The following is a 26,971-nucleotide window of genomic DNA, read 5'->3' as shown; positions in this document are numbered from 1 at the left end:
GTGAGCACACCGCCGCCGCCGTGCGGACTTCTAGCTTTCCAGGCACGTCTGCTGGATTGGAGTTCGTCATGGCGCGGTACCGCGTGTCGATGGACATCGGTGGCACCTTCACCGATGTGGTCACCTACGACGACGAGGCCGGGGTGTTCGCGGCGACCAAGGCCTCGACCACCCCGGACGACCTGAGCGAAGGGGTGCTCGCCGGGCTCGGTTCCGTCGTCGAAACGCCCGGGGACATCGGGTTCCTGGTGCACGGCACCACCCAGGGCCTCAACGCGTTCCTCGAACGCCGCGGCGTGCCGGTGCTGCTGCTGGGCACCGCCGGGGTCGAGGACACCTACCACATCGCCCGCGGTCCCCGGACCCGGCTGTACGACCTGCACTACCGCAAGCCCGAACCGCTCGTGCCCCGGCGCGACGTGCTCGGCATCGGCGGCCGCATCGCGCCGGACGGCAGCGAGCTGACCCCGCTGGACGAGGACGCCGTGCGGGCCGCGGCGGCCACGGCGAAGGAACGCGGCCACGGCGCCATCGCCGTCGCGTTCCTGTTCAGCTACGCCAACCCCGCCCACGAACTGCGCGCCCGCGAGATCCTGCTGGAGGAGCTGGGCGAGGACTTCACCGTCTCGCTGTCGCACGAGGCGGCCAAGGAGTGGCGCGAGTACGAGCGCACCTCCTCGGCGGTCGTCGAGAGCTACACCGGTCCCATCGTCCGCCGCTACCTCAGCAACCTCGAAGTCCGCCTGCGCGAGGGCGGCCTCGCCGTCCCGCTGCACGTCATGCAGTCCTCCGGCGGCATCCTCACCGCCGACTCGGCACGAGCCCGGCCGCTGCAGACCCTGCTGTCCGGCCCGGTCGGCGGCGCGATCGCGTGTGCCGAGCTCTCCCGCGTCAGCGGCAGGCCGAACCTCATCGGCGTCGACATGGGCGGCACCTCGTTCGACGTCTCGCTCATCGTGGACGGCGAGCCCGACACCTCGGCCGAGGCCCAGCTCGAAGGCCTGCCGATGCTGATGAGCGTCGTCAACATCCACACCGTCGGCGCCGGCGGCGGGTCCGTCGCCTGGGTCGAGGCCGGCGGGCTGCGGGTCGGGCCGCGCTCGGCGGGCGCCCGGCCGGGGCCGGTCTGCTACGGCCGCGGTGGCACCGAGCCGACCGTGACCGACGCCAACCTCGTGCTCGGCCGCATCGACCCCGAGGGTTTCGCGGGCGGGCAGATGACGCTCGACACGGCCGGCGCCCGAAAAGCCGTCGGCGAGCTCGGCGAGACCTTCGGGCTCGACGCGGTCGCGATGGCCGAGGGCATCTGCGACGTGGCGAACTCCAAGATGGCGCAGGCGATCCGCACCATCACGGTGTCGCGGGGCATCGAGCCGCGGGACTCCAGCCTCGTCGCGTTCGGCGGCGCGGGCCCCATGCACGCGGTGTTCCTCGCCCGCGAACTGGGCATCGCCGAGACGATCGTGCCGCGCTTCCCCGGCGCGTTCTCCGCCTGGGGCATGCTGCAGACCCGCATCCGCAAGGACTTCACCGAGCCGTACTTCTTCCTCGACGCCGACCTCGACGGTGCCGACCTCACCGCGGTGCTCACGCGCTTGGAGGAGCAGGCGCTGGCGACGCTGGGCGAGGAGGGCGTGCCCGACGGGCAGCGTTCGGTCGCGCACTCGGTCGACATCCGTTACGAGGCACAGGAATACACGCTGACGGTGCCCATCGCCGACGCGGCCGAACCGTCCACTCCGGACTTCCTGAAGGTCATGGCCGAGCGGTTCGCCGAGATGCACCACAGCCGGTACGGGCACGCGAACCTGGGCGCCCCCATCGAGTTCGTCACCGTGCGCACCGCCGCGTTCGGCGACCTGGGCCGCCCCGAGCCGCAGAAGTGGCCGCACGCGGAGTCCCCGGAGTTCCCGCACGAGGTCCGGCAGGTCGTGTTCGGCGGCCGGCCGTGCGACGCGATCGTGGTGCGCCGCGACGACCTGCTCACCGGCCACACGTTCGACGGCCCCGGCGTCATCGTCGAGGACACCGCGACCACCGTCGTCCCGCCGCAGTACTCGGTCTCCGTCGACGAGATCGGTTCGCTCATCATCCGCAGCAAGGAGAGCCAGTGACCGCAGCCACGACCGTCGACCCGGTCACGGTCGAGATCATCCGCAACGCGCTGACCTCGGCCGCCGACGACATGAACGCGACCCTCATCCGCTCGGCCTACACGCCCATCATCTACGAATGCGGCGACTGCGTCGTCGCGCTGCTCGACGCCGACCACCAGGTGCTGGGGCAGTCCGCGGGCCTGCCGATCTTCCTCGGCAACCTGGAGACCTGCACCCGCGCGACCGAGGAGCAGTTCGGCCGCGACGTGTGGCAGCCGGGCGACGTCTGGATCCTCAACGACAGCTACCTCGGCGGCACCCACCTCAACGACGTGACGATCTTCGGGCCGGTGTTCGTCGGCGACACGCTCGTCGGGTTCACGGCTTCGCGGGCGCACTGGATCGACGTCGGGTCCAAGGACCCCGGCGGGTCGATGGACTCCGTGTCGATCTTCCAGGAGGGCCTGCGGCTCGGCCCGCAGAAGCTCGTCTCGGGCGGCAAGGACGAGGCCGCGCTGATGGACACCATCGCGCGCAACGTCCGGTTCCCCTACCCGACCACCGGGGACATGCACGCCATGATCGCGTGCATCACGATGGGGGAGAAGCGGCTGCAGGAGATCGTCGAGCGGTTCGGGCTGGACACGCTGGAGGCGGCGCGGGACGAGATCTTCCGCCAGACCGAGCTGCTGGAGCGCGAGACGATCGCGGCCATCCCGGACGGCGTGTACGCGGCGGAAGGCGTGCTGGACAACGACGGCGTCGACCTGGACGCGCCGATCCCGATCCGGCTCAAGGTCACCGTCGCCGGCGACACGATCGACTTCGACGTCACCGAGTCCGCGGACCAGACCACCGGCCCGGTCAACTGTGGTGTGGCCCAAGCGGTTTCGGCGTTGCGCGTGGGCTACAAGCTGCTGGTGAGCCCCGACCTGCCGGGCAACGGCGGCTCGTTCCGCACGATGACCACGCAGGTGCGCGAGGGTTCCGTGCTCGGGGCGACCGCGCCCGCGGCGTGCCAGTGGTACTTCTCGCACCTCGGCCTGCTGATCGACATGGTGGCCCGCGCGCTGGCGCCCGCGATGCCCGACCGGGTCGCGGGAGCCAGCCACGGCGACTCGATGATCGTGCTGACCTCGGGCACGGACCCCCGCTACGGCAGGGAGTTCGTCAGCCTGGAGGCCACCGTCGGCGGCTGGGGCGCGTGGTCGGGGTCCGACGGGGAAAGCGCTCTCATCAACAACGTCAACGGTTCACTGAAGGACATCCCCATCGAGGTGCTGGAGACGCGGTACCCGTTCCGCATCACCGAGTACCGCATCCGCCCCGACTCGGGTGGCGCGGGCAGGTGGCGCGGCGGCAACGGCGTGGTCCGGGAGTACGAGGCCCAGACCGACTGCTCGCTGTCGCTGTGGTTCGAGCGGTCGCGGCAGCCGGCGTGGGGCCTGTTCGGCGGTGAGGACGCGGTCGGGCCCGAGGTCGTGATCAACCCCGGGCGGCCGGACGAGCGCCGGATGCTGAAGGTCAACGGCGCGACCATCCGCAAGGGCGACGTGATCCGCTGTGCGACCGGCGGTGGCGGCGGCTACGGCGACCCGGTGGAACGCTCCGCCGACGACGTCCGCGCCGACGTCGCCGACCGCAACATCACCCCGGAGACGGCGATGAGCCGCTACGGGATCGGCGGCTAGGACAACCGCGGCAAGGTACCCGCGAGATTGCGCTGGGTGGCCATGACGTGCTCGATCAACGTGACGAGCACCTGCTTGGTCGACTCCTTGTCCCGCGCGTCGCAGAGGAGGACCGGGACGCTCTCGTCGAGTTCGAGGGCGTCCCGGACCTCTTCGGTGCCGTAGCGGTACGCGTCGTCGAAGCAGTTGACGCCCACGACGAACGGGATCTGCCGCCGCTCGAAGAAGTCCACCGCCGGGAAACAGCTTTCCAGGCGGCGGGTGTCGGCCAGCACCACCGCGCCCAGCGCGCCGATGGCCAGCTCGTCCCACATGAACCAGAACCGGTCCTGCCCCGGGGTGCCGAACAGGTACAGGATCAGCTCGGGGTTGATCGTGATGCGGCCGAAGTCGAGCGCGACCGTGGTGGTCGTCTTGCGCTCGACCCCGGTCAGGTCGTCGACCGTGGCCGAGGCCGCGGTGAGCGCCTCCTCGGTGCGCAGCGGCGGCACCTCGCTGACCGAGCCCACCATCGTCGTCTTGCCGACGCCGAAACCGCCTGCGATGAGCAGCTTCAGGGTGAGCGCGTTGAGGTTGCGCCGGTACTGCGGGACGCCCGGCCGGGCGCCGGGGTTCGAGAGCTGTCCTCGAACGGGGGAGTCCACTGTGCTTGCCGCCCTATCAGAGTCTGCGGATGCCATCGAGCACCGCCTGGAGGATGCGTTCGTCGGGGGCCGCCGTCATCGGGGTCGCGCTGCGGAAGATCACGTGGTTCTGCTCGATCAGGTCCGCCAGCAGCACCTTCACGACCGGCAGCGGCAGCTCGAGGTACGCGGCGACCTCGGCCACCGACATCGGCTGCTGGCACAGGCGCACGACGCGGGCGTACTCCTGCGGCAGGTGCGCCGCGTCCATGATCGAGGTCACCGCGACCACGAGCGTCAGCAGATCCAGCCCGATCGTGTCGGTCCGGGTCCGGCCGCCGGTGACCGTGTAGGGCCGGACCAGCGGTCCGGCGGCGTCATCGAACCACGCCTCTTCCTCGGCTGTCATGGCGTCGTGTCAGGCTCTCGGTTCACGCCGGGCCACCGGCGTGTTCCACGCGCGGAGCGGAGCTGAGCACCGCCCCGACGCGCTTGACCATCATGTTCATCGCGTAGGCGACGAGGCCCATGTCGGCCTCCTCGCTGGTGAGCAGGGCCAGGCAGGCCCCGTACCCCGCCGCGGTCACGAAGAGGAACGCGTGGTCCATCTCCACCACGGTCTGCCGCACCTGGCCACCGCCGAAGTGCCTGCCGGTGCCCTTGGCGAGGCTCTGGAACGCCGAGGCGACGGCGGAGAGGTGCTCCCCGTCCTCCTCGGTCAGGTTGGACGACCGGCCGATGAGCAACCCGTCAGCGGACAGCACCACGGCCCGGTCGGCTCCGGCGACCTGCTGGAGCAGATCGTCGAGCAACCAGTCCAGTTCGTTCAAGCCCGGATTGGCCATCATCTGTGCTCTCCAAAGAAATCGGTGGCGGCTGGGTCGGTGCTGCGGGCCCGCCGCGTCCCCTGCTGGAACGAGGCGAGCCTGCTGCGAGCCTGGTCGGGGTCCTCCCTCGGCTCGTACGACGTGGGTTCCTCGTAGGTCACCTCGTCGGTGCGCAACTGCGGAGCCAGGTTCTGCTGGCGCCGGCGGCGGGGCAGCTGGGGACGGTCCGGTGACAGCGGGCCCGGCGGCTGCGAGGACCGGGTGTCACGGGACGTCCTGGTGTCCTGGGACGGCCTGCTCGGCTGCGGCGAACGGGCCTGGTGCTGGGGCTGGCGGGCCTGGTGCTGCGGCTCGCGCTGCGGCTGTGCCGGGGGCTGCTGCTCCCGCGCCGGGCGGAACAGGTCCACCCGCTGGGTGCTCTCCGCGGCGGGCGCGCCCAGCGTGCCGTTGTGCCGCGCGGTCTCCTCGGCCGAGGGCACCGCCTGCGGGCGGCGCACCGGCAGGCTCGGGTGGTTCGCCGCCTGCGCCTGCGGGGGCACCGGGGCGGACACGGCGGACGGCTCGGGCTCGTCGGCCAGCTGCACCGGCGTGAGCAGCTCGGAACGGACCAGCACGATCGCGCGCGTGCCGCCGTAGGCCGAGGGCCGCAGCGTCACCGCGATGCCGTGCCGCGACGCCAGCCGCGCCACCACGAACAGGCCGAGCCGGGGCTCGGCCGACAGCGCCATCATGCTGAAGTCCGGCGGGTCGGCGAGCATCGAGTTCAGCTCGTCGATCTGCTCGGCCTCCATGCCGAGGCCCTGGTCCTCGATCTCCAGCACCACGCCGCGGCCGACGACGTCACCCCACACCTCGACGCGCGACTGCGGCGGCGAGAACGACGTGGCGTTGTCGATCAGCTCCGCCAGCAGGTGGATCAGGTCGGCGACCACCGGCCCGTTGACCGCGACCGCGGGCATCTTGCCCACGTTGACGCGGGCGTAGTCCTCGGTCTCGGCGGTGGCGCCGCGGATCAGGTCGGCCAGCGCGACCGGGTTGCGCCACTGGCGGCCCGGCCGCTCGCCGCCGAGGATGATCAGGTTCTCGGCGTTGCGGCGGGCGCGGGTGGACAGGTGGTCCAGCTTGAACAGCAGGTCCAGCTGGTCGGGGTCCTCCTGCTTGCGCTCGGCCTCGTCCAGCGCCTTGAGCTGCCGGTGCACGAGCACCTGGCTGCGGTGCGCGATGTTGAGGAACACCTTGCTGGTGCCCTCGCGGGTCTTGGCCTCGTCCACGGCGGCGGCGACGGCGGTCTGCTGCGCCTTGTTGAACGCGTCGGCGACCTGCCCGATCTCGTCCTCGCCGTGGTCGAGCAGCGACATCTCGGTGTCGAGGTCGACGTCCTCGCCGTTGCGGACCCGGCCGACGAGCTCCGGCAGCCGGGTGTCGGCCATCTCCAGCGTCTCCTCGCGCAGCCGGTGGAGGCGGCGGACGAGCCTGGTCGACAGGCGCCACGCGATGACCGTGACGATGAGCGCGAGGATGATCGCCGCCGCACCGGCCGCGATCGCCGTGACCAGGTCCCGGTTACCGGTGTCGATCTCGACGTTGGTGGCGTTGGTGCTCTGCTGGATGTAGAGGTTCATCAGCGCGCCGGCGACCTGGGTGGTGGCCGCCTGCCACTGCTGCGGCGTGATGCCGGCGGGCAGGGTCCGGTGGTTGCCGCCGATGATCGAGGCCTCGACGGCCGTCACGGTCGACCAGGCGGGGCTCGCCTTCAGCGCGTTGTACTGCTGCGCGACCGACGGGATCATCTCGGGCACCGCGTTGTCGAAGCCGGCGTGGTAGGCGCCGACGGTCGCGATGAAGGCGTTGAACTCGTCGTCGGACAGACCGCCGTTGGCGATCCCGCCCGAGGCGAGCGCGACGCTGCGCGCCATCTGGTCGGCCGCCACGAACAGCGGCATCGCGGTGGCCCGCAGGTACGCGGTCTTCGCGTCCGGCGTCCCCTCGGCGACGCCGAGCAGGCCGTCGGTGTAGGTGTCGAGGATCCGGTTGTAGAAGGTGTAGGCGTCGAGCAGGGAGACCTGGCCCGCGTCCACCTTCGCGCGGAACTCGGGCAGCTGCGCGAGGTTCGCGGCGGTCTGGTTGATGCTCGCCTGGACGCGCGGCGGTGCCTGGTCGTAGAGGCCGGCCAGGTTCTGGCCCTGCCCGGCGCCGGTGCTGTCCGTCTTCGCCCTGACCTGCTCCAGCTGGGGCCGCACGGACCCGTTCGTCGCCAGCTCGGTCAGCGTGAGCTGGCGCTCCTGCTGGACCGCGGCGAAGAACTGCACGGCGATCGGCGACGAGTCGTGCACCTTCGTGATGAACGACCGCGCCGAGATCGCGGAGTACAGCAGATATCCTGCGAGTGCGACGCCGGCCACCAGCAGCGCGATGCTGGGCACGAAGGCGATCGACAACACCCTCGTCCGGATCGAAGCACGTCCCTTGCGTGGTCCGAAGTTCTTCTTCAAGGCTCCTGAGGGCCTTCCCGCACTCGTTGTAACTGGCCAGGGCCCCCGCACCCAGTTGACATGTGGCGCCGGGTCGGCCCGGTGGCGTCTCCAGCGCCTGCGCAGGTTAATCGTGACAGCAACTGTGAGTCAACTTCACGTTTCGGATCATTCCTCTGTGTAACTTGACATCGCCGCCGACTGTCCGAATCCCCTTCGAGAGACCTGCGCGCTGTGCAGCATACCGCCGGGGAAAAGCCCCCTCGTGCAGGGGGAACCGCGTTCAAACCCGGCCGGGTACCCAGAGTGACGCCAGCGAGTAGCACAACACGTGCAGGGCAAGCCTGCGGGCGGGATCGTCGAACACCAGGCCCAGTTCCTTCGCCCTCGCCACGCGGGACAGCACGGTGTTGCGGTGCACCCCCAGCCGGGCCGACGCCTGGCTGAGCGAACCACCGCAGTCGAGCACGGCCAGCACGGTGTCCACCAGCGCCTCGCGGTCGCGGGCGCCCATCAGGTCGGCCAGGCAGAGGTCGGCGACCTCCGCGATCTGCCCGCGCGGGAGCCACGCCAGCGCCGCCCTGGCACCCACCTGGTCGAACCACTGGACCGAACCCGGGCCGCCGTCCCCGGCCACGTGGGCGGCCAGCCGCGCTTCGGTGACCGACCGCATCAGCCCGGGAACACCGGGATGCGCCCCGCCGACGCCGAGCACGAGGCCGTGGCTCGCCGCGGTGCGGGTCATCGTGCCGAGCGCGCGGCGCAGGGCGGCCGTGTCGTCCTCGGCGTCCTCGGGGGAGTTCTGCCACGACAGCCAGCCGTCGGAGTCGGCGATCAGCGGCCAGTCCGGCCGGTGCCGCTGCCACGCCGCCCTGACCAGCTGCGTCAGCTCCTCCGCCGGTGTGCCGCCGTGCAGCGGCGACAGCCACACCGCGCGGTTGCGCCCCTCGACGCGCCAGCCCAGCTCGCCGGTCCAGGACGGCACGGCCACGTCGGCGGCCGGGGTCACCGACGCGGGTGGTTCGGTGGCCAGCCGCCGCAGCAGCCCGAACGCGGCCTGCTCCTGCGCGGCCTGCGCGGAGCTGTTCATCCGGGTCTGCGCCCACACCGCCAGCAGCGGCAGCCGCGCCAGGCGCAGCAGCGATTCGACGTGCCCCGCCGCGCCCGCGCTCTTCGCGGGCACCGACGCCACCAGCTCCGCCCACGGGTGACCGGCGGCGTTGATCTCGACCCGCACGGCCGTGGCGTCCGCCCGCTCCTCCGCACCCGCGGCGCGCCCGGCGGCGAGTGCGCCACCGATCAGCAGCGCCACCGGCACGGGCGCCAGCTCGCTGTTGAGCACCCCCAGCACCCCGCGGATGCTCGACTGCCCGGCGAGCCGTTCCGCGCACACCGCCACCCGCTGCGCGCGGGCCGCCTGCGGAGCGGAGACCTGGCCCGCCAGCGCGAGCGCGACGTCCACCGGGTCGTCCTCAGTCGCGAGCAGGGCGATCCCCAGCCGGTCGGCGAGCACGGCGCTGGACGCGCTCATCGCCGTCTTCGGGACGACGACCGCGGAGACGTTGCGCTCCCAGCCCGCGTGCAGCGCGGCCGCCAGCGCCCAGCCGCCGGTCGCGGCGTCGTCGTGCAGCACCACCAGCGAGTGCGGCGCGGCGCGGTGCAGCCGGTCGAAGGTCTGGGCCAGCACCACCTCGTGCACGGCGCGGGCCGGATCGGGCAGGTGGACGGCCGCCGCGCGCGCGAGCGGGTCGACCCGCAGCAGCTCGGCGAGGACGAGGGGAGCCAGTGGTGCCTTGCCGCTCATCGGCGCCTCGGATGGGTCAGCGGGATGCCGTGCGAGGCCGGCCCGACCATCGCCAGCCCCTCGGGGGAGTACCAGACCGCGTCGGCGGGCATCACGAGCACGTCCACCAGGTCGCCGGGCTCCAGGCTGTCCAGACTGGACAGTTCGCCGTGCAGCACGTCGACGAGGCAGATCAGGTCGGGGGCCGCGGCGGCGAGCGCGCCGTCTGCGAACACCGCGACCACCTCGCTGCGCAGCTCCAGCCGCAGCTGCCTGCCCTGCCCGCCCAGCTCGTCGACCACCACCGTCGACGGGTGCGCCGGGATCGTCACGTCGGTGGGCCTGCTCAGGTGCTCCAGCTCCACGATCCGGCCGCGGCCGATCCGGCGGCAGCCGGTGACGGCGGCCAGGCGCGCCACCAGCACGTCGGGGTCGCCGGACTCCAGCAGCAGGCGGCCGACGTTGACCAGGCGGGACACGGTGCCGGTGAGCGCGGCCCGGCGCAGCTCGCCCGCCGTCGTGGGGTAGGCGGCCAGCGCCGCCCAGCCGCCGACGACGTCCACATTGGACCGCAGGAGGGTGTCGGCGCGGGCCGCGTCCGGCACGGTGATCGCGACGTTCTCCCCGGTCGCGCCGCGGATCACCAGCGGCGTCGGGGACAGCCCCGCCAGGTGCATGGCCGTGTGGTGGATCAGGGCGAACGTGCGGCCCATGCCGTCGGCGTCGATCAGCGGCACGTCCAGCTGCGAGGCCGCGGCCAGCGGGGCCAGCGCGCTCACCGTGGCCGCCGCGAGCGGGTACACCGCCTCGAACCGGCGCCGGGTGAGCCGTTCCAGCTCGCGCACGGCGAGCGCGAACTCGTCGCCCGAGGGCGGCAGGTCCGCTAGCGCCGCGCCGGAGCCGATCACGCAGATGGCCGCGCAGCGGGTCTCGGGAGCGATCGAGTCCGGCCGCACCAGCGTGACGGGACCGTTGCGCTCCAGCAGGTCCGCCGTCCACGACTGCAGCGTGGTCTTCTCGGGCGCGACGGCGGGGGAGTAGAACTTGGCGCCTTCGTAGAGCGCCGTGACGTCGTCCGCGGTGATCGTCGTGGCGGCGCCGACGTAACGCGTGGTCATGCTCCCGGCTCCTCGGCCACCCCCGCGACCCTGACCCGCACCCGGACGGTGCCCGACGGGCTGTAGGGCACGGCCACGGTCGACATCTCCACCACGTCCGCGCTGCCCGGGGTGGCCCCGTTGGCGGTGGCGATCGCGGTCGCGCGGGCGTGCGCGTCGCGGCGGATGCCCTCCAGCTCGGCGGTGGACTCGATGAACGCGATCTCGTCCAGCCACGCCATCGGCCTGCTCACCGCGGCGCCCACGCACGTCAGCTCGTCGGCGGGGCGCTCGGCCTTCACCAGCGCGATGTCGCTCGCGCGGGACGCCCCCGCCCTGGTGAGCGCCGCCGTCGGCACGACGAGGACCGTGCCCAGCTCGGCGACGGTCTGCGGGCGCACCGCGGCCAGCCCGTTGCGGACGTCCCCGACCATCGGCTCGGGCACGCGGTCGAGCAGCACCCGGCAGTCCTCCGCGCCCGCGAGGCTCGCCGCGCCCTGCAGCTGCAGCGCGTCGGCCGCGCCGATGCCGAGCACGGGCAGCGTCCGGAACCGCGACGGGCTCACCCAGCCACCGTCGCCGCGGGCGATCTGGAACGGGGTTCCACGGGCACCTCGCTCGCACGCGTCGAGGATCCGGCCACCCGCGCCGGACAGGGCCGCGTTGAGCACGACGGTCGCTTCCCGGGCGGCGAGCCCCTGGCCGCCGAACTCGTAGGCCACCGAGATCCGCGCGTCGGGCATCGCGGCCTGGAGCGCGTCGGCGACCTCCCGCTCGTGGCGGGGCTGGGCGGGGGAGCCCGACGCGACGACGGCGATGTCGCGCGCCGGGCTGTCCTGGATCTCCTGGCAGACCGCGCGCAGCGCGCCGCGGTCGATCGGCCGCAGCTCACGGCCGAACAGGTCATGCCCGCCGGGCACGGTGTAGCGGCGGGTGACCAGGCGCTCGACGACGTCGTCGGGATGCCGCCCGAGCGCCGGGTCCGTCGCCGCGCGGGGCAGCACGCGGATCATCGCCACGGGGGAGAGCTCCTCGTGCCGGTGCAGCACGTGGTCGGCCAGCAGCCTGCTCACGTCGATCACCAGCCCCGTGGACCCGGTGCGGGCGACCTCGGCGAGCAGCTTGGCCGGGTCGCTCCCGGCCAGCTGCCCCAGCACAGTGCCGTCCTGGACGGTCACCGCACTCGACCGTCCAGGACCGAGACTCACCCCGATCCTGACCGCCATTGCCGCAATCTACCTGTCCTACCTGCTCTTTTTCCGCAGGTAGCGATCAACGGCCACGGCGAGCAGGATGAGGCAGCCCTGCACGACCTGCTGGTAGATGGTGTCCCAGCCCAGCAGGTTGAACCCGTTGCCGATGAGGGTGAGCAGCAGCGCACCGACGACCCCGCGCCAGATCGCGCCCTCGCCGCCGAGGATGCTGGTGCCACCGATGACCGCCGCGGCGATCGCGGACAGCTCCATCCCGGTCGCCATGCTCGACTGCGCCGAACCGGCGCGGGAGGCCAGGATCAGCCCGGCCAGGGCCGAGCAGACGCCGCTCACGACGTACGCCGCGACCTGGATCTGGCCGACCCGGATACCGGACAGCCGCGCCGCCTCGGCGTTGCCGCCCACCGCGTAGACGCGGCGGCCGAACGTGGTCGAGGAGATGAGCACCCCGATCGCGGCGACCACGACGACGAACACCACCGTCGCCGACGTCAGCCCGAACAGCGAGGGCCACGTCAGCATCCCGAAGTCCTCCTGCTGGGTGGCCAGCGGGTAGACGATCGAGCCCGCGGTGACCACTACCGCGAGGCCGCGGTAGATGATGCTCGTCGCCAGCGTCGCGATGAACGAGTTGACCCCGCTGCGCACCACGATCGTGCCGGTGACCAGCCCGAGCAGCGCGCCGGCGGCGATCGCCGCGGCGAACCCGGTGAACACGCCGAAACTCCGGCCGACCTGCACGCCGACGATCGCCGACAGCGCCAGCGACGCGCTCGCGGTGAGGTCGAAGACGCCGCTCATGATGCACACGGTGGCGCCCGCCGCGAGCAGCCCGACGACCGAGCACTGGTCGAGCAGGTTGACCAGGTTCGACGTGCTCAGGAACGTGCTGGTGCTCAGCGACAGCGCGACCACGATCGCGAGCAGCGCGACCAGGATCCCGTAGTCGCGCATCCGCCCGCCCCGCCGCAGCGCCCTGCCGGCCGGTGCGGCGCTCGCCGTCTCCGGCGCGGTGTCCACAGTCACGACTGTTCCCCTTCCTGTCCGAACGCCGCGGCGAGCACGTCCTCGCGCGGTGCGCCCCGGCTGAACTCGCCAGCCACGCGGCCGTGCCGCAGCACGAGCACCCGGTGGGCGAGGCCGAGCACCTCCTCGATCTCCGACGACACGACGACGACCGCCATGCCCTCGGCGGCGAGCTCGACGATCAGCCGGTGGATCTGCGTCTTCGCCGCGACGTCCACCCCGCGGGTCGGCTCGTCGATCAGCAGCACCCGCGGGCGCCGCAGCAGCCACTTCGCGAACAACGCCTTCTGCTGGTTGCCGCCCGACAGCGTCTCGATCGCGGCATCCGGCTTCGCCGCGCGGATGTCGACCGAGCGCGACGCCTCGCCGACCGCGGTCCGCTCGCCGCGGGTGCGGACGAACGGGCCCAGCCGGCGCGCGCCGAGCGAGGCGAGCGCGACGTTCTCCCGCACCGAGCGGGCCATCACCAGGCCCTGTTCCTTGCGGGACTCCGGCACCAGCGCGATCCCGGCCGCCATCGCGCGGCGCGGGGTCAGCCGGGACAGCGCTTTCCCGTCCACCTCCACGACACCCGCGGTGGCCCGGTCGGCGCCGAACAACAGCCGCAGCGTTTCGCTGCGGCCGCTGCCGACCAGCCCCGCGATGCCGAGGATCTCCCCGGCGCGCACGGTCAGGTCGATGCCGTCCACCAGCCCGCGCCGCAGCCCGCGTGCCGCCAGGCGCACCGGCGCGTCCGGGGGCAGCGGCGGCGGGTCCGCGTGCAGCACCTCCAGCTCCCGCCCGACCATGTGCCGCACCAGGGTGGCGGGCGTGTGGTTGGCGGCGTCGTCGGAGAGCACGAGGTTCCCGTCCCGCAGCACGGTGATCCGGTCGGCGACGCTGAGCACCTCGTCGAGGAAGTGCGACACCAGGATGATCGTCCGGCCGTCGGCGGCGAGCCTGCGGATGAGCCCGAGCAGGTTCTCCTTCTCGTGCTCGGTCAGCACCGCCGTCGGCTCGTCCATCGCCAGCACGCGGGCACCGCGGGCCAGCGACCGCAGGATCTCCACCTGCTGCTGCGTGCCGATGGACAGGTCGGCGACGCGGGCCTGCGGGTCCACGTCGAACCCGGTGACCGCCAGCAGTTCGTCGAACGCGCGGCGGTCGTCGCGCCGCCGCGCGAACCCGGCGCGGTTCGCCCAGCGGCCCAGGAACACGTTCTCCAGCACGGTCCGCGCCGGCACGAGCGCCCCCTCCTGGGAGATGAGGCTGACGCCGTGCCGGATCGAATCGCGCGGGGTGTGCAGTGCCGCGGGCTTGCCGTCGAAGGAGACGGTGCCCTCGTCGGCCCTGATCGCGCCGCCGAGGATCTTGAGCAGCGTGCTCTTGCCGGCGCCGTTCTCGCCGACGAGGCAGTGCACCTCGCCCGGCGCGATGTCGAGGTCGACACCGCGCAGGACGGAGACCCCGCTGTAGCTCTTCCCGGCTCCGCGGACGGAGATGGCGGGTGCGCGCATCGTCAGTCCGAGTAGTCGGCGGTCTGGCCCTGCAGCGTGTGCTTGGTGCCGAGCGCCTGGTACGGGGTCAGCGTGCGGGCGTCGGTCGCGACCGGCACCTGCTGCCCGCGTGCCTTCGCCAGGCCCAGCTCCGCCGCCTTCGCGCCTTCGGCCTTCTCCGGGATGACGTACACGCCGTACCAGGTGCCGCTCTGCACGGCCTGGAACGCCTGCGTGGAACCGCCGTTGCCGACGAACTTGATGTTGCGCCCCGCCGCCAGCGGCGCCGCGCCCTCGATCGCCTGCGAGGAGCCGATCACGACGTTGACGTCGGGGTGGGCCTGCAGCACGTTCTGGAACGCCGCGCGCCCGGAGTCCTGCGTGTAGCCGCCGACGACGCTGGCGACGACGTCCGCGCCACCGGCCTTGAGCGCGTCCACCGTCGCGTTGGTGCGGGCGGTGTCGAGCGGGTAGTTCGCGAAGCCCTCCAGGTAGGCCACCTTGCAGGGCGTCGACCCGGCCTCCTTGCACGCGCCGAGACCGAGCGTGGCCAGCCCCTGCCCGTTGAGGACCGGCGCGTCCACGATGCTGATCGTGCCGGGGACCTGCGGCTGCGTGGTCGAGTAGTCGCCGCCGACCGGGGTGAACTCGATGACCACCGTGATGCCGGCGGCGACGGCCTGCTTGACGGCGTTGACGATCGCGGTGCCGTCGTTGGCCTGCACGATCACCACGTCGTACCGCTTGGACGTCACCGCGTCCTGCAGCTGGTTGACCTGGGTGGGCCCGTCGAAGTTCGAGTCCAGGAAGGTGGCGTTCGCGTTGTGCGCCGCCGCGTACTCCTGGATGCCGGCCCACGTCGCCTGGGCGAAGGAGTTGGCCTTCGCGAAGCCGAAGAAGCCGATGGACAGTGTCTTGTCCGCGGGGGCCGCCGAGGTGGCCGTCGCGGCGTCGGTGCTGGGCCGGCTGCACGCGGACAGCGACACCGCAAGTGCCGCCGCTCCCGCCAGAGCCGTGAGTCGAAGCGAGGTCTTCATTGCAGCTCCTCCTCCGCCTTTCTCCAGTGGTCGAGGTGGGGGAATGCTGACTGTGCGCACCCGGAGGCCGATGTGCTAGCAGCACAGCCCCGGCCGCGGGACCTGTGCTCCGTCATCCAGCCGTGCTCTCGCCGAAACCCCGATACTGCGCCGCATGACCAACACCAGCCGGCTGGCGATCGACGTCGGGGGCACCTTCACCGACGTCGTCGAGCTGCTGCCCGCCACGGGCGAGCTGCGGTTCGACAAGGTCGCGACGACGCCCGCCTCGCCCACCACCGGAGTGCTCGACGCGTTCGGCGTGGCGAGCGCGGACGTCGGCGAGATCGCGATGTTCACCCACGGCACGACGCTCGGCCTCAACGCGCTGCTGACCCGCACCGGTGCCCGCACCGCGGTGGTCGGCACCCGCGGCTTCCGCGACGTCTACCTGCTCGGCCGCACCGACCGGCGCACCAACTACGACATCACCTACCGCAAGCCCGAGGCGCTGCTGGAGCGCTACGACACGTTCGAGGTGACCGAGCGCAGCCTGTTCGACGGCAGCGTGCACACCCCGTTCGACGTCGAGGACGCCCGGCGCGTCGCGCGGGTCATCGCCGAGCGCGGCTACGAGTCCGTGGCCGTCGCGTTCCTGCACGCCTACGCCAACCCGGAGCACGAGCTGCGGATGCGCGAGGTGCTCGCCGAGCTCGCACCCGGCGTGGCGGTGACCCTGTCGCACGAGCTGTCGCGGGAGTACCGCGAGTACGAGCGCACCAGCACGGCCGTGCTGGACGCCTACGTCAAGCCGATCGTGCGGCAGTACCTGCACGACCTCGAAGGCGAGCTGACCGGGCGCGGGTTCACCGGCCGGTTCCTGATGACCCGCTCGGGCGGCGGCGCGATGACCGTCGGCACCGCGCGGGAGCAGCCGGTGAGCCTGATCCTGTCCGGCCCGGCCGGGGGCGTGATCGGCGCGGCGGCGTTCGCCGGGCTGATCGGCGAGCCGAACCTGATCACGATCGACATGGGCGGCACGAGCCTCGACGCGTCGCTGATCCTCGACGGCGAGCCGGTGCTGTACCAGGGCGCGGAGTTCGAGGGCCTGCCGATCAACACCCCGTCGCTGTACATCCACACCATCGGCGCGGGCGGCGGCTCGATCGCCCACCTCGACGAGGCCGGGGCGCTGCAGGTCGGCCCGCAGAGCGCGGGCGCGGCACCCGGCCCGGCGTCCTACGGGCGGGGCGGCACGCAGCCGACGTTCACCGACGCGGCGCTGGCGATCGGGTACCTGGGCACGGACGCCCCGCTGGGCGGCAAGCTCGTGCTGGACCGGGTGCTGGCGGAGAAGGCGCTCTCCTCGGTCGCGGAACCGCTCGGGATGAGCGTGCCCGCGCTCGCCCGCGGCATCGTGCGGATCTCCAGCACCAAGATCATGGGCGCGGTCCGGGCGATCACCGTCGAGGTCGGCAGGGACCCGAAGGACTTCGCGTTGCTGTCGTTCGGCGGTGGCGGCGGGCTCGTCGCCGTCGACGTGGCGGCCGAGCTGGGCATCCCCACCGTCGTCGTGCCGCCGGGGCAGGGCGCGTTCTCCGCGTTCGGCATGCTCATGGCCGACGTGCAGCACGACTTCGCGCGCACGCTCGTCGCGCCGCTGGGCGAACTGGACGCCGAGCAGGTCGAGGCGGCCTACGCCGGGATGGAGGCCGAGGCGCGGGAACTGCTCGCCTCCGAGGGTTTCGAGGCCACGCTGAGCCGCAGCCTCGACGTGCGCTACGCCGGGCAGGAGCACTCGGTGACGGTCACCTTCACGAGTCTGTCCGAAGTGGAGAGTGAGTTCGCCCGGCTGCACGAGCGGCAGTACGGGCACACCATGACCGACCCGGTGGAGGTCACGACGCTGCGCCTGCGGGCGACGGGCTCGGTGGACAAGCCGACGCTGCCCCTGCTGCCGTCGCGGACGTCCGGCTCGGTGGCGGCCGAGAGCAGCCGCCCGGTGTTCGTGTCGGAGGAGCAGCCCGCCGTGCCGTACGCGCTGTACACGCGCGAAAACCTGCTGGCGGGCGACGAGTTCGACGGCCCCGCCGTGATCGCCGAGCACACCGCCACCACCGTCATCCACGCCGGGGACCGCCTGCGGGTCGGTCCTCACGGCGAACTCGTGATCACCGTAGGGGAACGATGAGCGACCAGATCACCACCGAGATCATCCGGCACGGGCTCCTGGCGTCGGCCGAGGAGATGGCGCGGAACCTGTGCCGCACCGCCTACAACACCGTGGTCTACGAGATCCACGACTACGGCATCGGCATCCACGACGCCAATGGGGACGTGGTCGCGGACGCGCCGGGCATCGCGATCTTCACGCGCGGCAACGACCACGGCATCAAGGAGGCGGTGAAGTTCCTGGGCGCCGACGCGATGCGGCCGGGCGACGTGTTCGTGCTGAACTACCCGTACTGGTCGTCCGCGCACACGCTCGACCCGCTGGTGTTCGCGCCGGTCCACGCCGAGGGCAGGCTCATCGGGTTCGCCTCGTGCCGCATCCACGTGCTCGACCTGAAGCAGAAGGACCCCGGCTACGTCCTGGACTCCACGGACATGTACCAGGAGGGCCTGTTCTTCCCCGCCACCCGGCTCTACGCCGAGGGCGTGCAGAACGACGACGTGTTCAACATCATCCGGTTCAACAGCCGGATGCCCGAGCGCACGATCGGCGACCTGCAGGCGCAGGTTTCCGCGTGTGTCACGGGGGTGCGGCGCACGCAGGAGATCGCGGCGAAGTACGGCACGGACACCCTCGTGGCCGCGATGGACGCGATCAACGACCACGGCGAGCGGCTGGCCCGGCTGGCGCTGGCGAAGCTGCCCAAGGGCACCTGGACCGCCGAGGACTACGTCGACTCCGACGGCGTGGACCTCGACCGCATGATCAAGCTGCGCGTCACGGTCACCGTCACCGACGAGGAGCTGGTGATCGACTGGACCGGCAGCGAGCACGGCGTGCGCGGGCCCATCAACCTGCCGCTCGGGCAGACGGAAGCCTTGTGCAGCCTGGTGTTCAAGTCGCTCACCACCCCGGACACCTCGGTCGTGGCAGGCAACTTCCGGCCGCTGCGCGTGGTCACCGAGCCGGGTTCGGTGATGCACGCCGTCCCGCCGATGCCGACGTTCACGCTGTGGACCGGGCTGCTCGCCGGGGAGGTGGTGCTGAAAGCGCTTGCCCAGGGCATGCCGGACCAGGTGCCCGCGTGCTCGGGCGGTGACGTCTGCTCGATGATGGGCCTGGGCGTCAACCCGCGCACCGGCGAATCCTGGCTGGAGGCGACGAACGAAGCCGTCGGCTTCGGCGCGCACGCCGGCGGCGACGGCGAGGACGGGATCATGCACCTGTCGGAACCCGGCTGCCGCAACAACCCCGTCGAAGTGCTGGAAACGAAGTCGCCGATGTTCATCGAGTCCTACGGCTACCGGCCCGACACGGGCGGCGCGGGCAGGCACCGAGGTGGCGTCGGCGTGAGCCGCGTGTACCGGTTCACCGCGCCCTCGACCGGGATCTGCCTGGTGTACAAGACGAAGACCAAGCCGTGGCCCATCGCGGGCGGCAAGCCGGGGGAGAACAACCGCATCGTGCTCAACCCCGGCACCGACCGCGAGGTGGTCCAGGGCGGCAGCTACAACCGCCTCGACGCGGGCGAGGTGCTGGTCAACGACACCGGCGGCGGTGGCGGCTACGGCAACCCGTTCGAACGCGAGCCCGAGCGCGTGGCCCGCGACGTCCGCAACGGGTTCGTGTCGCCGGAAGCCGCGGCCCGTGAGTACGGGGTGGCCGTCGATCCGGAGACCTTCGCCGTCGACGAGGTGGGCACACAGCGGCTGCGGAGCGCGTCATGAGGCTGTCGGTGGTCAACGGGGCGGTGTTCGACGGCGAGTCCGAGGAGCTGCTCGACGGTCCGGTGCACGTCGAGGACGGGCGGATCGTCCAGCTCGGCGGTGAGTTCGAGGCGGACGAGGTGCTCGACGCGCGGGGCGGCACGGTCGTGCCGGGCCTGATCGACGCGCACTTCCACGCCTACGGCATCTCGCTGGACCTGCTGGAGATCGAGTCGGCGACGCCCAGCTACCTCGCCTACTCCGGCGCCGACCGGCTGCGGAAAGCGCTTTCACGCGGGTTCACCACCGTCCGCGACGTCGCCGGTGGCGACCCCGGCATTCCCCGTGCACTGGCGGAAGGCCTGATCAGCGGGCCGCGGTACCTCTACACCGGCCCGGCGCTGAGCCAGACCGGCGGGCACGGCGACCCGCGGGGCACGGACAGCGACTTCTGCGGCTGCCACGAGTTCATGAACGAGGTGGTGGACGGCGTCGACGCGCTGCGGCACGCGGTGCGCGACCGGTTCCGGCGCGGGGCGCACGCCATCAAGATCATGGCGTCGGGTGGCGTGGTTTCGCTGACCGACCCGATCCGCGTGCCGCAGTACTCGCCCGACGAGATCCGGGCGGTGACGGAGGAGGCGGCGCGCCGCGGGAGCTACGTGGCGGCACACGCGTACTCGCCCGAGGCGATCCGGCACGCGGTGGAGAACGGCGTGCGCTCGATCGAACACGGTAACCTGCTCGACGCCGAAACCGCGTCCCTCATGGCGACTTCCGGTGCGTTCCTGGTGCCGACACTCGCCGCCTACGACGCGATGGACCGCCGTGGCGAGGAGCTCGGCATGCCCGCGGTGTCGCGGGAGAAGAACCGCGAGGTGCTGGAATCCGGCAAGCACGCGGTCGAACTGGCGCGCGCGGCGGGCGTGCCGATCGGGTTCGGCTCGGACCTGATGGGTGTGCTGGAGGACGAGCAGCTCAACGGGTTGCGGCTGCAGACCGAGGTCGAGGGGCCGCTCGCGGTGCTGCGGTCCGCCACGTCGGTCAACGCGGCGCTGCTGCGGCGCCCCGACCTCGGCCGGATCGCGGTCGGCTGTGCCGCCGACCTGCTCGTGCTCGACGGCGACCCGTTCACGGACCCGTCCGTGCTGTGGGCGGGCCCGCGCCGGGTCGTGCGAGGCGGAATGCTCGTATAACGACCTATACGCCGAGCCTTTCGGCGAGTTCGCCGAAGTCGTGCACCGAGAACTCGGCGTCGACGTCCTTGTCGGCCTCCCGGTCCGGGCCCTTCTCACGAGGACGTTCGACGAACGCCGTCCGCAGCCCGGCGGCGGCCGCCCCGGCGAGGTCCCAGCCGTGCGCGGCGACCATCAGGACCTCGCCGGGGTCGACGTCGAGCAGGCTCGCCGCCGTGCGGTACACGCGGGCGTCGGGCTTGTAGGTGCGGGCCAGCTCGGCCGAGAGGATGCAGTCGAACGGCAGGTTCGCGGCCTTGACCAGGTTGGTCATCAACGCGAACCCGCCGTTCGACAGCGCCGCGACGGTGTAGGACTTCCGCAGCCGCTGCAGGCCGTCGGGCACGTCGTCCCACGCGGGCAACCGGTGCCAGGCGTGCACGAGCCGCTGCCGGGCGGCCTCGTCGAGGTCCACGCCGTGTTCGGCGAGCAGCTCGTCGAGCGACTCGCGGTGCAGCGTGTCCAAGTACGCCCACTCGCGCTCGCCGTGCTGCACGCGGGCCATGGAGGGCAGGTACTTGTCCCGCCACTCCAGGGCGAAGGCCCCCGGGTCGAGCCGGACACCCAGCTCGCCGAAGACCTCCGCCGCCTGCCGGGACACGCCGGTGTACCAGTCCACCGTCGTGCCGAAGATGTCGAACGCCAGTACGCGGATCGTCATCCCGCCAGTATCACGCGTGCGTAGCGCGCACCGTGACCGTGAGGACCTGCGGGTCGCCGGCGAACACCGAGCCGCTGAAGTCCGGGCCCGGGGTGACGTCGTCGTACGGGAAGGCGTAGCCGCGGTTGCCGGGCAGCCTGCTGTGCACGACGCGGGCGTAGTGGTTGGTCTGCGCGTTCTGGTAGAACTGCGCGGGGTTCTCGCCGGTGGGCTGGTTCGGGTTGGCCAGGAGCGTGGTGCGGTTCAGCGCGGCGGCGAGGCGGGGGATGATCGCCTTGCGCGCGTTGCTCGCGCCCGCGGCGATGGCGAACGGGCCGCTGTCGCAGCTCCACACGTCGGCGGTGCTCGGTTTGCTGAACGTCTCGCCGTTGTTGAAGGTGAGCACGCCGTTCGTCACGCGCCCGGTGAAGGGCCCGGTGCCGTTCTGCGGGTCGACCGTCAGCGTCTGGCTCGAGTACTTCTGCCACACCTGGTCGATGTAGCCGTCGAGGTACCCGGCGAACTGGCTCGCCTTGTGGTGCGCGGAAAGCACGCGCAGCGGGCGGCCGTCGGGGCCGTTCTGGATCAGCTGCGGCCAGGCGCCGCCCTGCCCGCTGAGCGCGCTTGCGACCGCGTCCACGGAACCGGCCGGCAGGCCCTGCACCGACTGGGTGCCGGCGGAGGACGTCAGCGCGATGCCCAGCGGCAGGCCCACGAAGTCGACGTAGCTGATGTTGGCGAACAGCTGCACGTCGTTGAACGTGAACTCGGCGAAGGACCAGTTCCGGCCGTAGTTGGGGTCGGAGGTGTTCAGGAAGCTGGGGTGCACCAGCGCGGGACCGGGGTTGAGGAAGAAGTCCAGCTTCGAGCCGGTGACGACGTAGATGCGGGCGCCGTACATGCGGGGCACGGTGACGCGGCGCCCCGAGCCCACGGGGATCGCGCAGTCGACGGGCAGCGGGGTGAGCGTGGACGAGGGGGACGACGGGTAGTAGGGCGACCCGTCCGCGGCCAGCAGCACGAGGCGGTTGTCCGGCGCGAAGCCGGTGACGTAGGCGTAGACGGTGCCGGAGCCCGAGGAGTTGACCAGGTCGAGTGCGAAGGTGGCCGGGGTGGCGGCGGCCTGGGGGAAGCCGGGCCAGAGGGGCGCGGTACCCGCGGTGACGGCGGTGGCGGCGGACAGGCCCAGGAAGGCGCGGCGGGAGAGCACCGGAATACCTCCTTGAATTGCGGGGAGATTCCGAGGCTAGGCAAGGGTTTCGGGGACCGTCAACCGACGAAAGTCGGATTGTCTGGACCTTTCTGTCAGTGGTTCAGTCCAGCTGGGCGGCCGCCGGCGTGCGCAGGCCGTCGAGCATGGTCCGCAGCATCGGCTCGAGGTAGCGGGGATCGCTGGAGATCTTGGCGATCGCGGCGACCAGGTCGAAGATCTGCTCCAGGGTGAGGTCCGCGCGGATCTCGGCGGCGTCCTGGGCCGCGGTCAGCAGCGGCCGGCCCGCGGCGAGCGCCCGGGCCCTGCTGCCGTCGACGACGGGGCTGTCGTCCACGCTGAGTTCGAGCAACTCGGCCACGATGAGGCGTTTGCCGGGCAGGAAGGCGAAGAGCCGGTGCAGCCAGGCGAGGAGCGCCTCGCCCGGCGGCTGTCCGTCGTCGGCGCGGGCGGCCTCGCAGAGGGCGTCGACCTCGCCGGCGTAGAGGGCTTCGAGCAGTTCCCGGCGGCCCGGGAAGTTGCGGTAGAGGGTGGCCATGCCGACGCCGGCGCGGCGCGCGATCTCCGCCATGGACACCTCCACGCCGGGTTCGGCGAAGGCGGCGCGGGCGGCGTCGAGGATCTTGTCCCGGTTCCGCTTTGCGGCGGCCCGCCTGGTGGGGAACGTCGGCCTGTCCGTGGTCACGCGAAGTCCTGTCCGCAGGAGGTCCTGAGTTGGTGGACAGTCTATCCGGCTTCTCGGACCCAATGGTGGACAGCCTGTCCGGCATTGGCTACCGTGGTTGACGGACAGGCTATCCGTCAACTTGCGGTCAGAAGGGTGGGGGCGATGTCCTCCGTAACGCAACCGGCTCAGCAGCTCGTCAAACCGGGGGTGAGCCTGAGAGGCGTCGCCGTCATCGCGTGCCTGGCGCAGTTCATGGTGGTGCTCGATTCGAGCATCGTGAACGTGGCGCTCCCCGCGATGAAGGCGGGTCTCGGCCTGTCGCCCGCCGGGCAGCAGTGGGTCGTCAACGGCTACCTGATCACCTTCGGCGGTCTGCTGCTGCTCGCGTCGCGCGCCGGTGACCTGCTGGGCCGCCGCCGGGTCTTCGTGGCCGGGCTGGTCGTGTTCACCGCGGCGAGCCTGCTCGGCGGTCTCGCCTCGGACGGTGCGATGCTGCTCGTGGCACGTCTCGTGCAAGGGGCGGGCGCCGCGGCGCTCGGGCCGTCGAGCCTGAGCCTGATTACCGCCAGCCACACCGACCCCGGCGCCCGGACCCGCGCCCTGACCTGGTGGGGCGTCGCGGCCGCGAGCGCCGGGGCCGCCGGCATCGTGCTCGGCGGGGTCCTCACCGCCGCGCTGAGCTGGCGCTGGGTGCTGCTCGTCAACGTCCCCATCGGCGCGTGCCTGCTCGTCGCGACACGCGCCTCACTGCTGGCCACCCCGCTCGCGCGGGAGCGCGCCCGCATCGACGTCCCGGGTGCCGTCACGGTCACCCTCGCCGTCGCCGCCATCGTCTACGGGATCTCGGTGGCGCCCGACCAGGCTGGGGGGCGGCCCAGGTGCTCGCCGCACTGGTGGCCGGGGTCGTGCTGCTGGCCGTGTTCGCGGTGATCGAGCGCCGGGCCGCCGCACCGTTGATCCCGTCTGCGGTGTTCGCCCGGCGCAACGTCCGGATCGGCAACGCCCTGACCGTGTGCATCGGCGCCGTGGTCACCACGCCGTTGTTCTTCCTCTCGCTGTACTTCCAGCAGGTGCTGGGCGAAACGGCGCTGCGGGCGGGACTGTCCCTGCTGCCGATGCTGGCCGTGATCAGTCTCGGCGTCCTCGTCTCCCAGCGGCTGATCCCCGCGCTCGGCCCGCGCCCGCTCGTGGTGGGCGGGGCGCTGGTCGCCGCCGCCGGGCTGTGGTGGCTCTCGGGGCTGCCCGCGCACCCGGCCTACGTCACCCACGTGCTCGCCCCCACCCTGGTCGTCGGCGCCGGGACGAGCCTGACGATGATGCCGGGGATCGTCGCGGCCACCACGGGCGTCGATCCACGCCACGCCGGGGTCGCTTCGGGCCTGCTGAACATGTGCCGCCAGCTCGGGGGAGCGCTCGGCATCGCCGCACTGGTCACGCTCGCCTCGACCGTCACCGGGCCCGGCGCGGCGAACGATCCCGCGGCGGTCGTGCACGGGTACCGCGCCGCCCTGCTCGCCCTCGCCGCGCTGAGCGTCGCCACCGCCGTGATCGCGCTCTTCCTCGAGGGGAACCGGAGCGCCCGCCGATGATCGTGCGCACCGCGTCCGGCCTCGTCGAAGGACGCCTACTCGATGGAGCCGCGGTCTTCCTGGGCATCCCGTACGCGCAGGACCCCGGCGCCGGATTCGACCCACCCCGCGCGCCCGCGCCGTGGGACGGCGTTTTCCCGGCCACGGCCCCAGGTGCTTCGGCGCCTCACGCGCCGGTAGCCCAGGAACTGTTCCCCGACCCCGTCGTGGTGGGCGGCAACCCGCTGAACCTCAACGTGTACGCGCCCGCGGACCGGGGTGCACGCGTTCCCGTCGTGGTGTGGCTGCACGGCGGCGGGTTCTTCACCGGCAGCAACGCCAGCCCGTGGTACACGGGCGAGACCTTCGCGCGGGACGGGGTCGTGCTCGTCGTCCCCAACTACCGCCTCGCCGCGGAGGGGTTCATGATCCTCGACGACGGCGTCGCGAACCGCGCGCTGCTCGACCTCACCGCGGCACTGCGGTGGGTCCGCGACAACATCGAGGCGTTCGGCGGTGACCCGGATCGCGTCACGGTGGCCGGGCAGTCGTCAGGCGCGACAGCGGCGCTCGCCCTCTCCGGCGTGCCCGCCGCACGCGGCCTGTTCCACCGGCTGGCCGTGATGAGCGCCGGGACCCCGCTGCTCGCGTCACTGGACCGGATGCGAGCGCTCTCCGCCGAGTTCGCCGCGCAGCTCGGCGTTCCGCCCATGCGGGCCGCGCTCGGGCGCGTGCCCTTGGGGCGGCGGCTGGAGCTGGAAACCGCGTGGCTGCCCGAGGAAGTACAGGCGCCTCCGGCCGCCGTCGACGACCGGGCCCGCCGTACCGGAAAACCCGCCTTCCGCTGGCAGCCCACCCACGACGGTGAGGTCGTCACGACGGCGCCGGGCGAAGCGCTCGCCGTGCCGGGCGCACTCGACGCACTCCTGATCGGCGTGACCGCCGAGGAGTGGAACTTCATGCTCGGCGAGGTGACACCCGCCCCGTCGACCGAAGCGTGCGAGGAAGGTTTCGCCAACCTCGGGCTCACACCCCGGGATCTGCGCCACTACCTCCGGGCACTGCGGACGGGCAACCCGGGCCACGCGCTCGCCCAGGCGCTGACCGACCGCACCTTCCGCGCGCCCGCCCGCGATCTCGCCGAGGTGGCCGCCGGGGCCGGGATCCCGGTCTACGCCTACCAGTTCGGGTGGCAGGCCCCCGGGCTCGGTGCCGCGCACTGCACCGACCTCCCGTTCTTCTTCGACCACCTCCAGGCCCCCGGCGTGGCCCGGTTGCTGGGGCCGGACGCACCGCCGCACCTGGCGGCCGCGATGCACGACGCGTTCGTGCGTTTCGCGCGCGACGGCGACGCCGGCTGGAGCGCCTACGACTCCGCCGCCCGGCGCGCCAAGGTGTTCGACGACCGGATGCGCGAGGTGCCCGGCGCGCTGAGCCGGATGCCGTGGGAGCTACGGGGGTGACGAACCCGTCAGATCATGCCCTCCCGCAAGGCGTAGGCCACCGCGTGCGTGCGGTTGCGCAGCCCGAGCCGCGACAGGAGGCTGTGCAGGATGTTCTTCACGGTCCGCTCGGAGTAGGTCATCTCCGCCGCGATCTCCGCCGTGTCCATGCCCTCCGCGAGCAGCCGCAGCACGTCGGCCTCCCGGCGGGACAGCCCGCTCAGCGTCAGGTCGCGCGGCGCCAGCACGTCGTGGTGCAGTCGGGACAGCCCGCGCAGCAACGGCCCCAGCTGCTCCGGCGGCACGTCACCGCGGCCGGCGTGGGCGTCGGCGATCGCCTGCAGCAGGCGGGCCGTCGTGGCCTCAGCACGCGGCACCAGCACGACGAGCCCGTGCTCCACCGCCGTCCACAGCTCCGCCGGCCGCGTGTCCTCCGCGACGAGCACCAGCCGCGCGTTCGGCGTCGTCGTCAGCAGTTCGCCCAGTTCACGGCCCGCCTCGGCGACCGCGAGCACCACCTCGGCCCCGCCGTCCTCGCGCGCGTCGACCACCTGCACCCCGGGCTTGTCCCGCAGCTCGGCCAGTATCCCGGTGCGGACGAACGGATCGGCCGCCACGATGGCGACCCGGACGGCCGGGCGCCGGGGCGGGACGGAGTGCAGCCGGGGACGGTTGCCGCCCTCGGCCCACGCTATACGCGAAGACATGACCTCCAGCAAACACCGTCCCCCGCGCGCGGAGGAGGCGGAACCACCGGCAGGTTTCGACCACCGGCAATTCTGCCGGTTGAATGGGCGGTGGTGAACGACGCACAAGATCCCGGCACCGGCCCGGACGCCACCCCGGCGTTCGGGCGCCTGCTGCTGCGCCACCGCCGCGCCGCCGGGCTGACCCAGGCGGAACTGGCCAAGGCCTCCGGCATGAGCGAACGCGCGCTGCGGGACCTGGAACGCGGCCGCGCCCAGGCGGCGCAACGCCGTTCGGCCGACGCGCTCGCCGACGCGCTGCGCC

The 26,971-nt window shown here is 72.4% G+C and carries 23 protein-coding genes; 9 read left to right on the top strand and 14 right to left on the bottom strand.

Going from position 1 to position 26,971, the window contains the following annotated elements:
• The first annotated feature begins 68 nt into the window (after positions 1-68).
• Positions 69-2,114 (top strand): hydantoinase/oxoprolinase family protein, encoded by a 2,046-nt coding sequence (locus ABFX51_RS04930; RefSeq protein WP_346052453.1) that lies wholly within the window; start codon positions 69-71, stop codon positions 2,112-2,114.
• The gene (locus ABFX51_RS04925; protein WP_091503542.1) at positions 2,111-3,787 is read left to right on the top strand and encodes a hydantoinase B/oxoprolinase family protein; all 1,677 of its coding nucleotides are present in this window, start codon (positions 2,111-2,113) and stop codon (positions 3,785-3,787) included. The genes ABFX51_RS04930 and ABFX51_RS04925 overlap by 4 nt, the downstream gene beginning before the upstream one ends.
• On the opposite strand, the gene ABFX51_RS04920 is transcribed toward ABFX51_RS04925, so the two are convergent.
• From ABFX51_RS04920 to ABFX51_RS04875, 10 genes are all read right to left on the bottom strand, one after another.
• The gene (locus ABFX51_RS04920; protein ID WP_281245143.1) at positions 3,784-4,344 is read right to left on the bottom strand and encodes a GTP-binding protein; all 561 of its coding nucleotides are present in this window, start codon (positions 4,342-4,344) and stop codon (positions 3,784-3,786) included. The genes ABFX51_RS04925 and ABFX51_RS04920 overlap by 4 nt on opposite strands.
• Before the next feature lie 103 nt (positions 4,345-4,447).
• The gene (locus tag ABFX51_RS04915; RefSeq protein WP_091503544.1) at positions 4,448-4,819 is read right to left on the bottom strand and encodes a DUF742 domain-containing protein; all 372 of its coding nucleotides are present in this window, start codon (positions 4,817-4,819) and stop codon (positions 4,448-4,450) included.
• Positions 4,820-4,841: 22 nt separating this feature from the next.
• Positions 4,842-5,255 carry a roadblock/LC7 domain-containing protein gene (locus tag ABFX51_RS04910; RefSeq protein WP_091503545.1) on the bottom strand — a complete coding sequence of 138 codons (414 nt, stop codon included), beginning with the start codon at positions 5,253-5,255 and terminating at the stop codon, positions 4,842-4,844.
• On the bottom strand, positions 5,255-7,729 hold the full coding sequence (locus ABFX51_RS04905; protein ID WP_245782815.1) for a sensor histidine kinase: 2,475 nt from the start codon (positions 7,727-7,729) through the stop codon (positions 5,255-5,257). Before ABFX51_RS04905 ends, ABFX51_RS04910 begins: the two co-directional genes overlap by 1 nt.
• A gap of 262 nt (positions 7,730-7,991) precedes the next feature.
• Positions 7,992-9,512 carry a PucR family transcriptional regulator gene (locus ABFX51_RS04900; protein ID WP_091503547.1) on the bottom strand — a complete coding sequence of 507 codons (1,521 nt, stop codon included), beginning with the start codon at positions 9,510-9,512 and terminating at the stop codon, positions 7,992-7,994.
• Positions 9,509-10,609, bottom strand: a complete 1,101-nt coding sequence (locus tag ABFX51_RS04895; protein ID WP_091503548.1) for a DUF917 domain-containing protein — start codon at positions 10,607-10,609, stop codon at positions 9,509-9,511. The genes ABFX51_RS04900 and ABFX51_RS04895 overlap by 4 nt, the downstream gene beginning before the upstream one ends.
• Positions 10,606-11,814 carry a hydantoinase/oxoprolinase N-terminal domain-containing protein gene (locus ABFX51_RS04890; protein WP_091503549.1) on the bottom strand — a complete coding sequence of 403 codons (1,209 nt, stop codon included), beginning with the start codon at positions 11,812-11,814 and terminating at the stop codon, positions 10,606-10,608. Before ABFX51_RS04890 ends, ABFX51_RS04895 begins: the two co-directional genes overlap by 4 nt.
• A gap of 18 nt (positions 11,815-11,832) precedes the next feature.
• The gene (locus ABFX51_RS04885) at positions 11,833-12,828 is read right to left on the bottom strand and encodes an ABC transporter permease (RefSeq protein WP_245782816.1); all 996 of its coding nucleotides are present in this window, start codon (positions 12,826-12,828) and stop codon (positions 11,833-11,835) included.
• A complete protein-coding gene (locus ABFX51_RS04880) occupies positions 12,825-14,324 on the bottom strand; it encodes a sugar ABC transporter ATP-binding protein (RefSeq protein ID WP_091503550.1) in 1,500 nt (499 codons plus the stop codon). The genes ABFX51_RS04885 and ABFX51_RS04880 overlap by 4 nt, the downstream gene beginning before the upstream one ends.
• 2 nt (positions 14,325-14,326) lie before the next feature.
• The gene (locus ABFX51_RS04875; RefSeq protein ID WP_218153364.1) at positions 14,327-15,340 is read right to left on the bottom strand and encodes a sugar ABC transporter substrate-binding protein; all 1,014 of its coding nucleotides are present in this window, start codon (positions 15,338-15,340) and stop codon (positions 14,327-14,329) included.
• A 154-nt stretch (positions 15,341-15,494) separates the two neighbouring features.
• Here ABFX51_RS04875 and ABFX51_RS04870 point away from each other — a divergent pair, with 154 nt between their 5' ends.
• The 3 genes from ABFX51_RS04870 to ABFX51_RS04860 are packed head-to-tail and all read left to right on the top strand — an operon-like array spanning position 15,495 to position 20,394.
• Complete coding sequence (locus tag ABFX51_RS04870; protein WP_091503551.1) at positions 15,495-17,510, top strand: hydantoinase/oxoprolinase family protein; 2,016 nt, start codon at positions 15,495-15,497, stop codon at positions 17,508-17,510.
• The gene (locus ABFX51_RS04865) at positions 17,507-19,219 is read left to right on the top strand and encodes a hydantoinase B/oxoprolinase family protein (protein ID WP_091503553.1); all 1,713 of its coding nucleotides are present in this window, start codon (positions 17,507-17,509) and stop codon (positions 19,217-19,219) included. The genes ABFX51_RS04870 and ABFX51_RS04865 overlap by 4 nt, the downstream gene beginning before the upstream one ends.
• Complete coding sequence (locus ABFX51_RS04860; RefSeq protein WP_091503555.1) at positions 19,216-20,394, top strand: metal-dependent hydrolase family protein; 1,179 nt, start codon at positions 19,216-19,218, stop codon at positions 20,392-20,394. Before ABFX51_RS04865 ends, ABFX51_RS04860 begins: the two co-directional genes overlap by 4 nt.
• A gap of 4 nt (positions 20,395-20,398) precedes the next feature.
• Here the strand turns inward: ABFX51_RS04860 and ABFX51_RS04855 are convergent, their stop codons facing one another.
• The 3 genes from ABFX51_RS04855 to ABFX51_RS04845 all read right to left on the bottom strand — a co-directional run bounded on the left by ABFX51_RS04855 (position 20,399) and on the right by ABFX51_RS04845 (position 22,968).
• Positions 20,399-21,094 carry a haloacid dehalogenase type II gene (locus ABFX51_RS04855; protein ID WP_091503556.1) on the bottom strand — a complete coding sequence of 232 codons (696 nt, stop codon included), beginning with the start codon at positions 21,092-21,094 and terminating at the stop codon, positions 20,399-20,401.
• 10 nt (positions 21,095-21,104) lie between these two features.
• On the bottom strand, positions 21,105-22,283 hold the full coding sequence (locus ABFX51_RS04850; protein WP_091503558.1) for a glycoside hydrolase family 64 protein: 1,179 nt from the start codon (positions 22,281-22,283) through the stop codon (positions 21,105-21,107).
• A 103-nt stretch (positions 22,284-22,386) separates the two neighbouring features.
• Positions 22,387-22,968, bottom strand: coding sequence for a TetR/AcrR family transcriptional regulator (locus tag ABFX51_RS04845; RefSeq protein ID WP_091503560.1), 582 nt, complete (start codon positions 22,966-22,968; stop codon positions 22,387-22,389).
• 144 nt (positions 22,969-23,112) lie between these two features.
• Between ABFX51_RS04845 and ABFX51_RS04840 the strand changes: the two genes are divergently transcribed.
• The 3 genes from ABFX51_RS04840 to ABFX51_RS04830 are packed head-to-tail and all read left to right on the top strand — an operon-like array spanning position 23,113 to position 25,981.
• The gene (locus ABFX51_RS04840) at positions 23,113-23,880 is read left to right on the top strand and encodes an MFS transporter (RefSeq protein WP_346052446.1); all 768 of its coding nucleotides are present in this window, start codon (positions 23,113-23,115) and stop codon (positions 23,878-23,880) included.
• Positions 23,829-24,539, top strand: coding sequence for an MFS transporter (locus tag ABFX51_RS04835; protein ID WP_342743444.1), 711 nt, complete (start codon positions 23,829-23,831; stop codon positions 24,537-24,539). The genes ABFX51_RS04840 and ABFX51_RS04835 overlap by 52 nt, the downstream gene beginning before the upstream one ends.
• A complete protein-coding gene (locus ABFX51_RS04830; RefSeq protein ID WP_346052444.1) occupies positions 24,536-25,981 on the top strand; it encodes a carboxylesterase/lipase family protein in 1,446 nt (481 codons plus the stop codon). The genes ABFX51_RS04835 and ABFX51_RS04830 overlap by 4 nt, the downstream gene beginning before the upstream one ends.
• Positions 25,982-25,989: 8 nt before the next feature.
• On the opposite strand, the gene ABFX51_RS04825 is transcribed toward ABFX51_RS04830, so the two are convergent.
• Complete coding sequence (locus ABFX51_RS04825) at positions 25,990-26,667, bottom strand: helix-turn-helix transcriptional regulator (RefSeq protein ID WP_346052442.1); 678 nt, start codon at positions 26,665-26,667, stop codon at positions 25,990-25,992.
• Between the two features lie 93 nt (positions 26,668-26,760).
• Between ABFX51_RS04825 and ABFX51_RS04820 the strand changes: the two genes are divergently transcribed.
• Positions 26,761-26,971, top strand: a 211-nt coding sequence (locus ABFX51_RS04820) for a helix-turn-helix domain-containing protein (RefSeq protein ID WP_346052440.1), incomplete at its 3' end; no start/stop codon positions are given.

The organism is Amycolatopsis dongchuanensis (assembly GCF_039542405.1).
GTDB classification, from domain to species: domain Bacteria; phylum Actinomycetota; class Actinomycetes; order Mycobacteriales; family Pseudonocardiaceae; genus Amycolatopsis_E; species Amycolatopsis_E sacchari.
The sequence above is the reverse complement of the archived record's forward strand: the minus strand, read 5'-3'. Positions and strand labels throughout refer to the sequence as shown.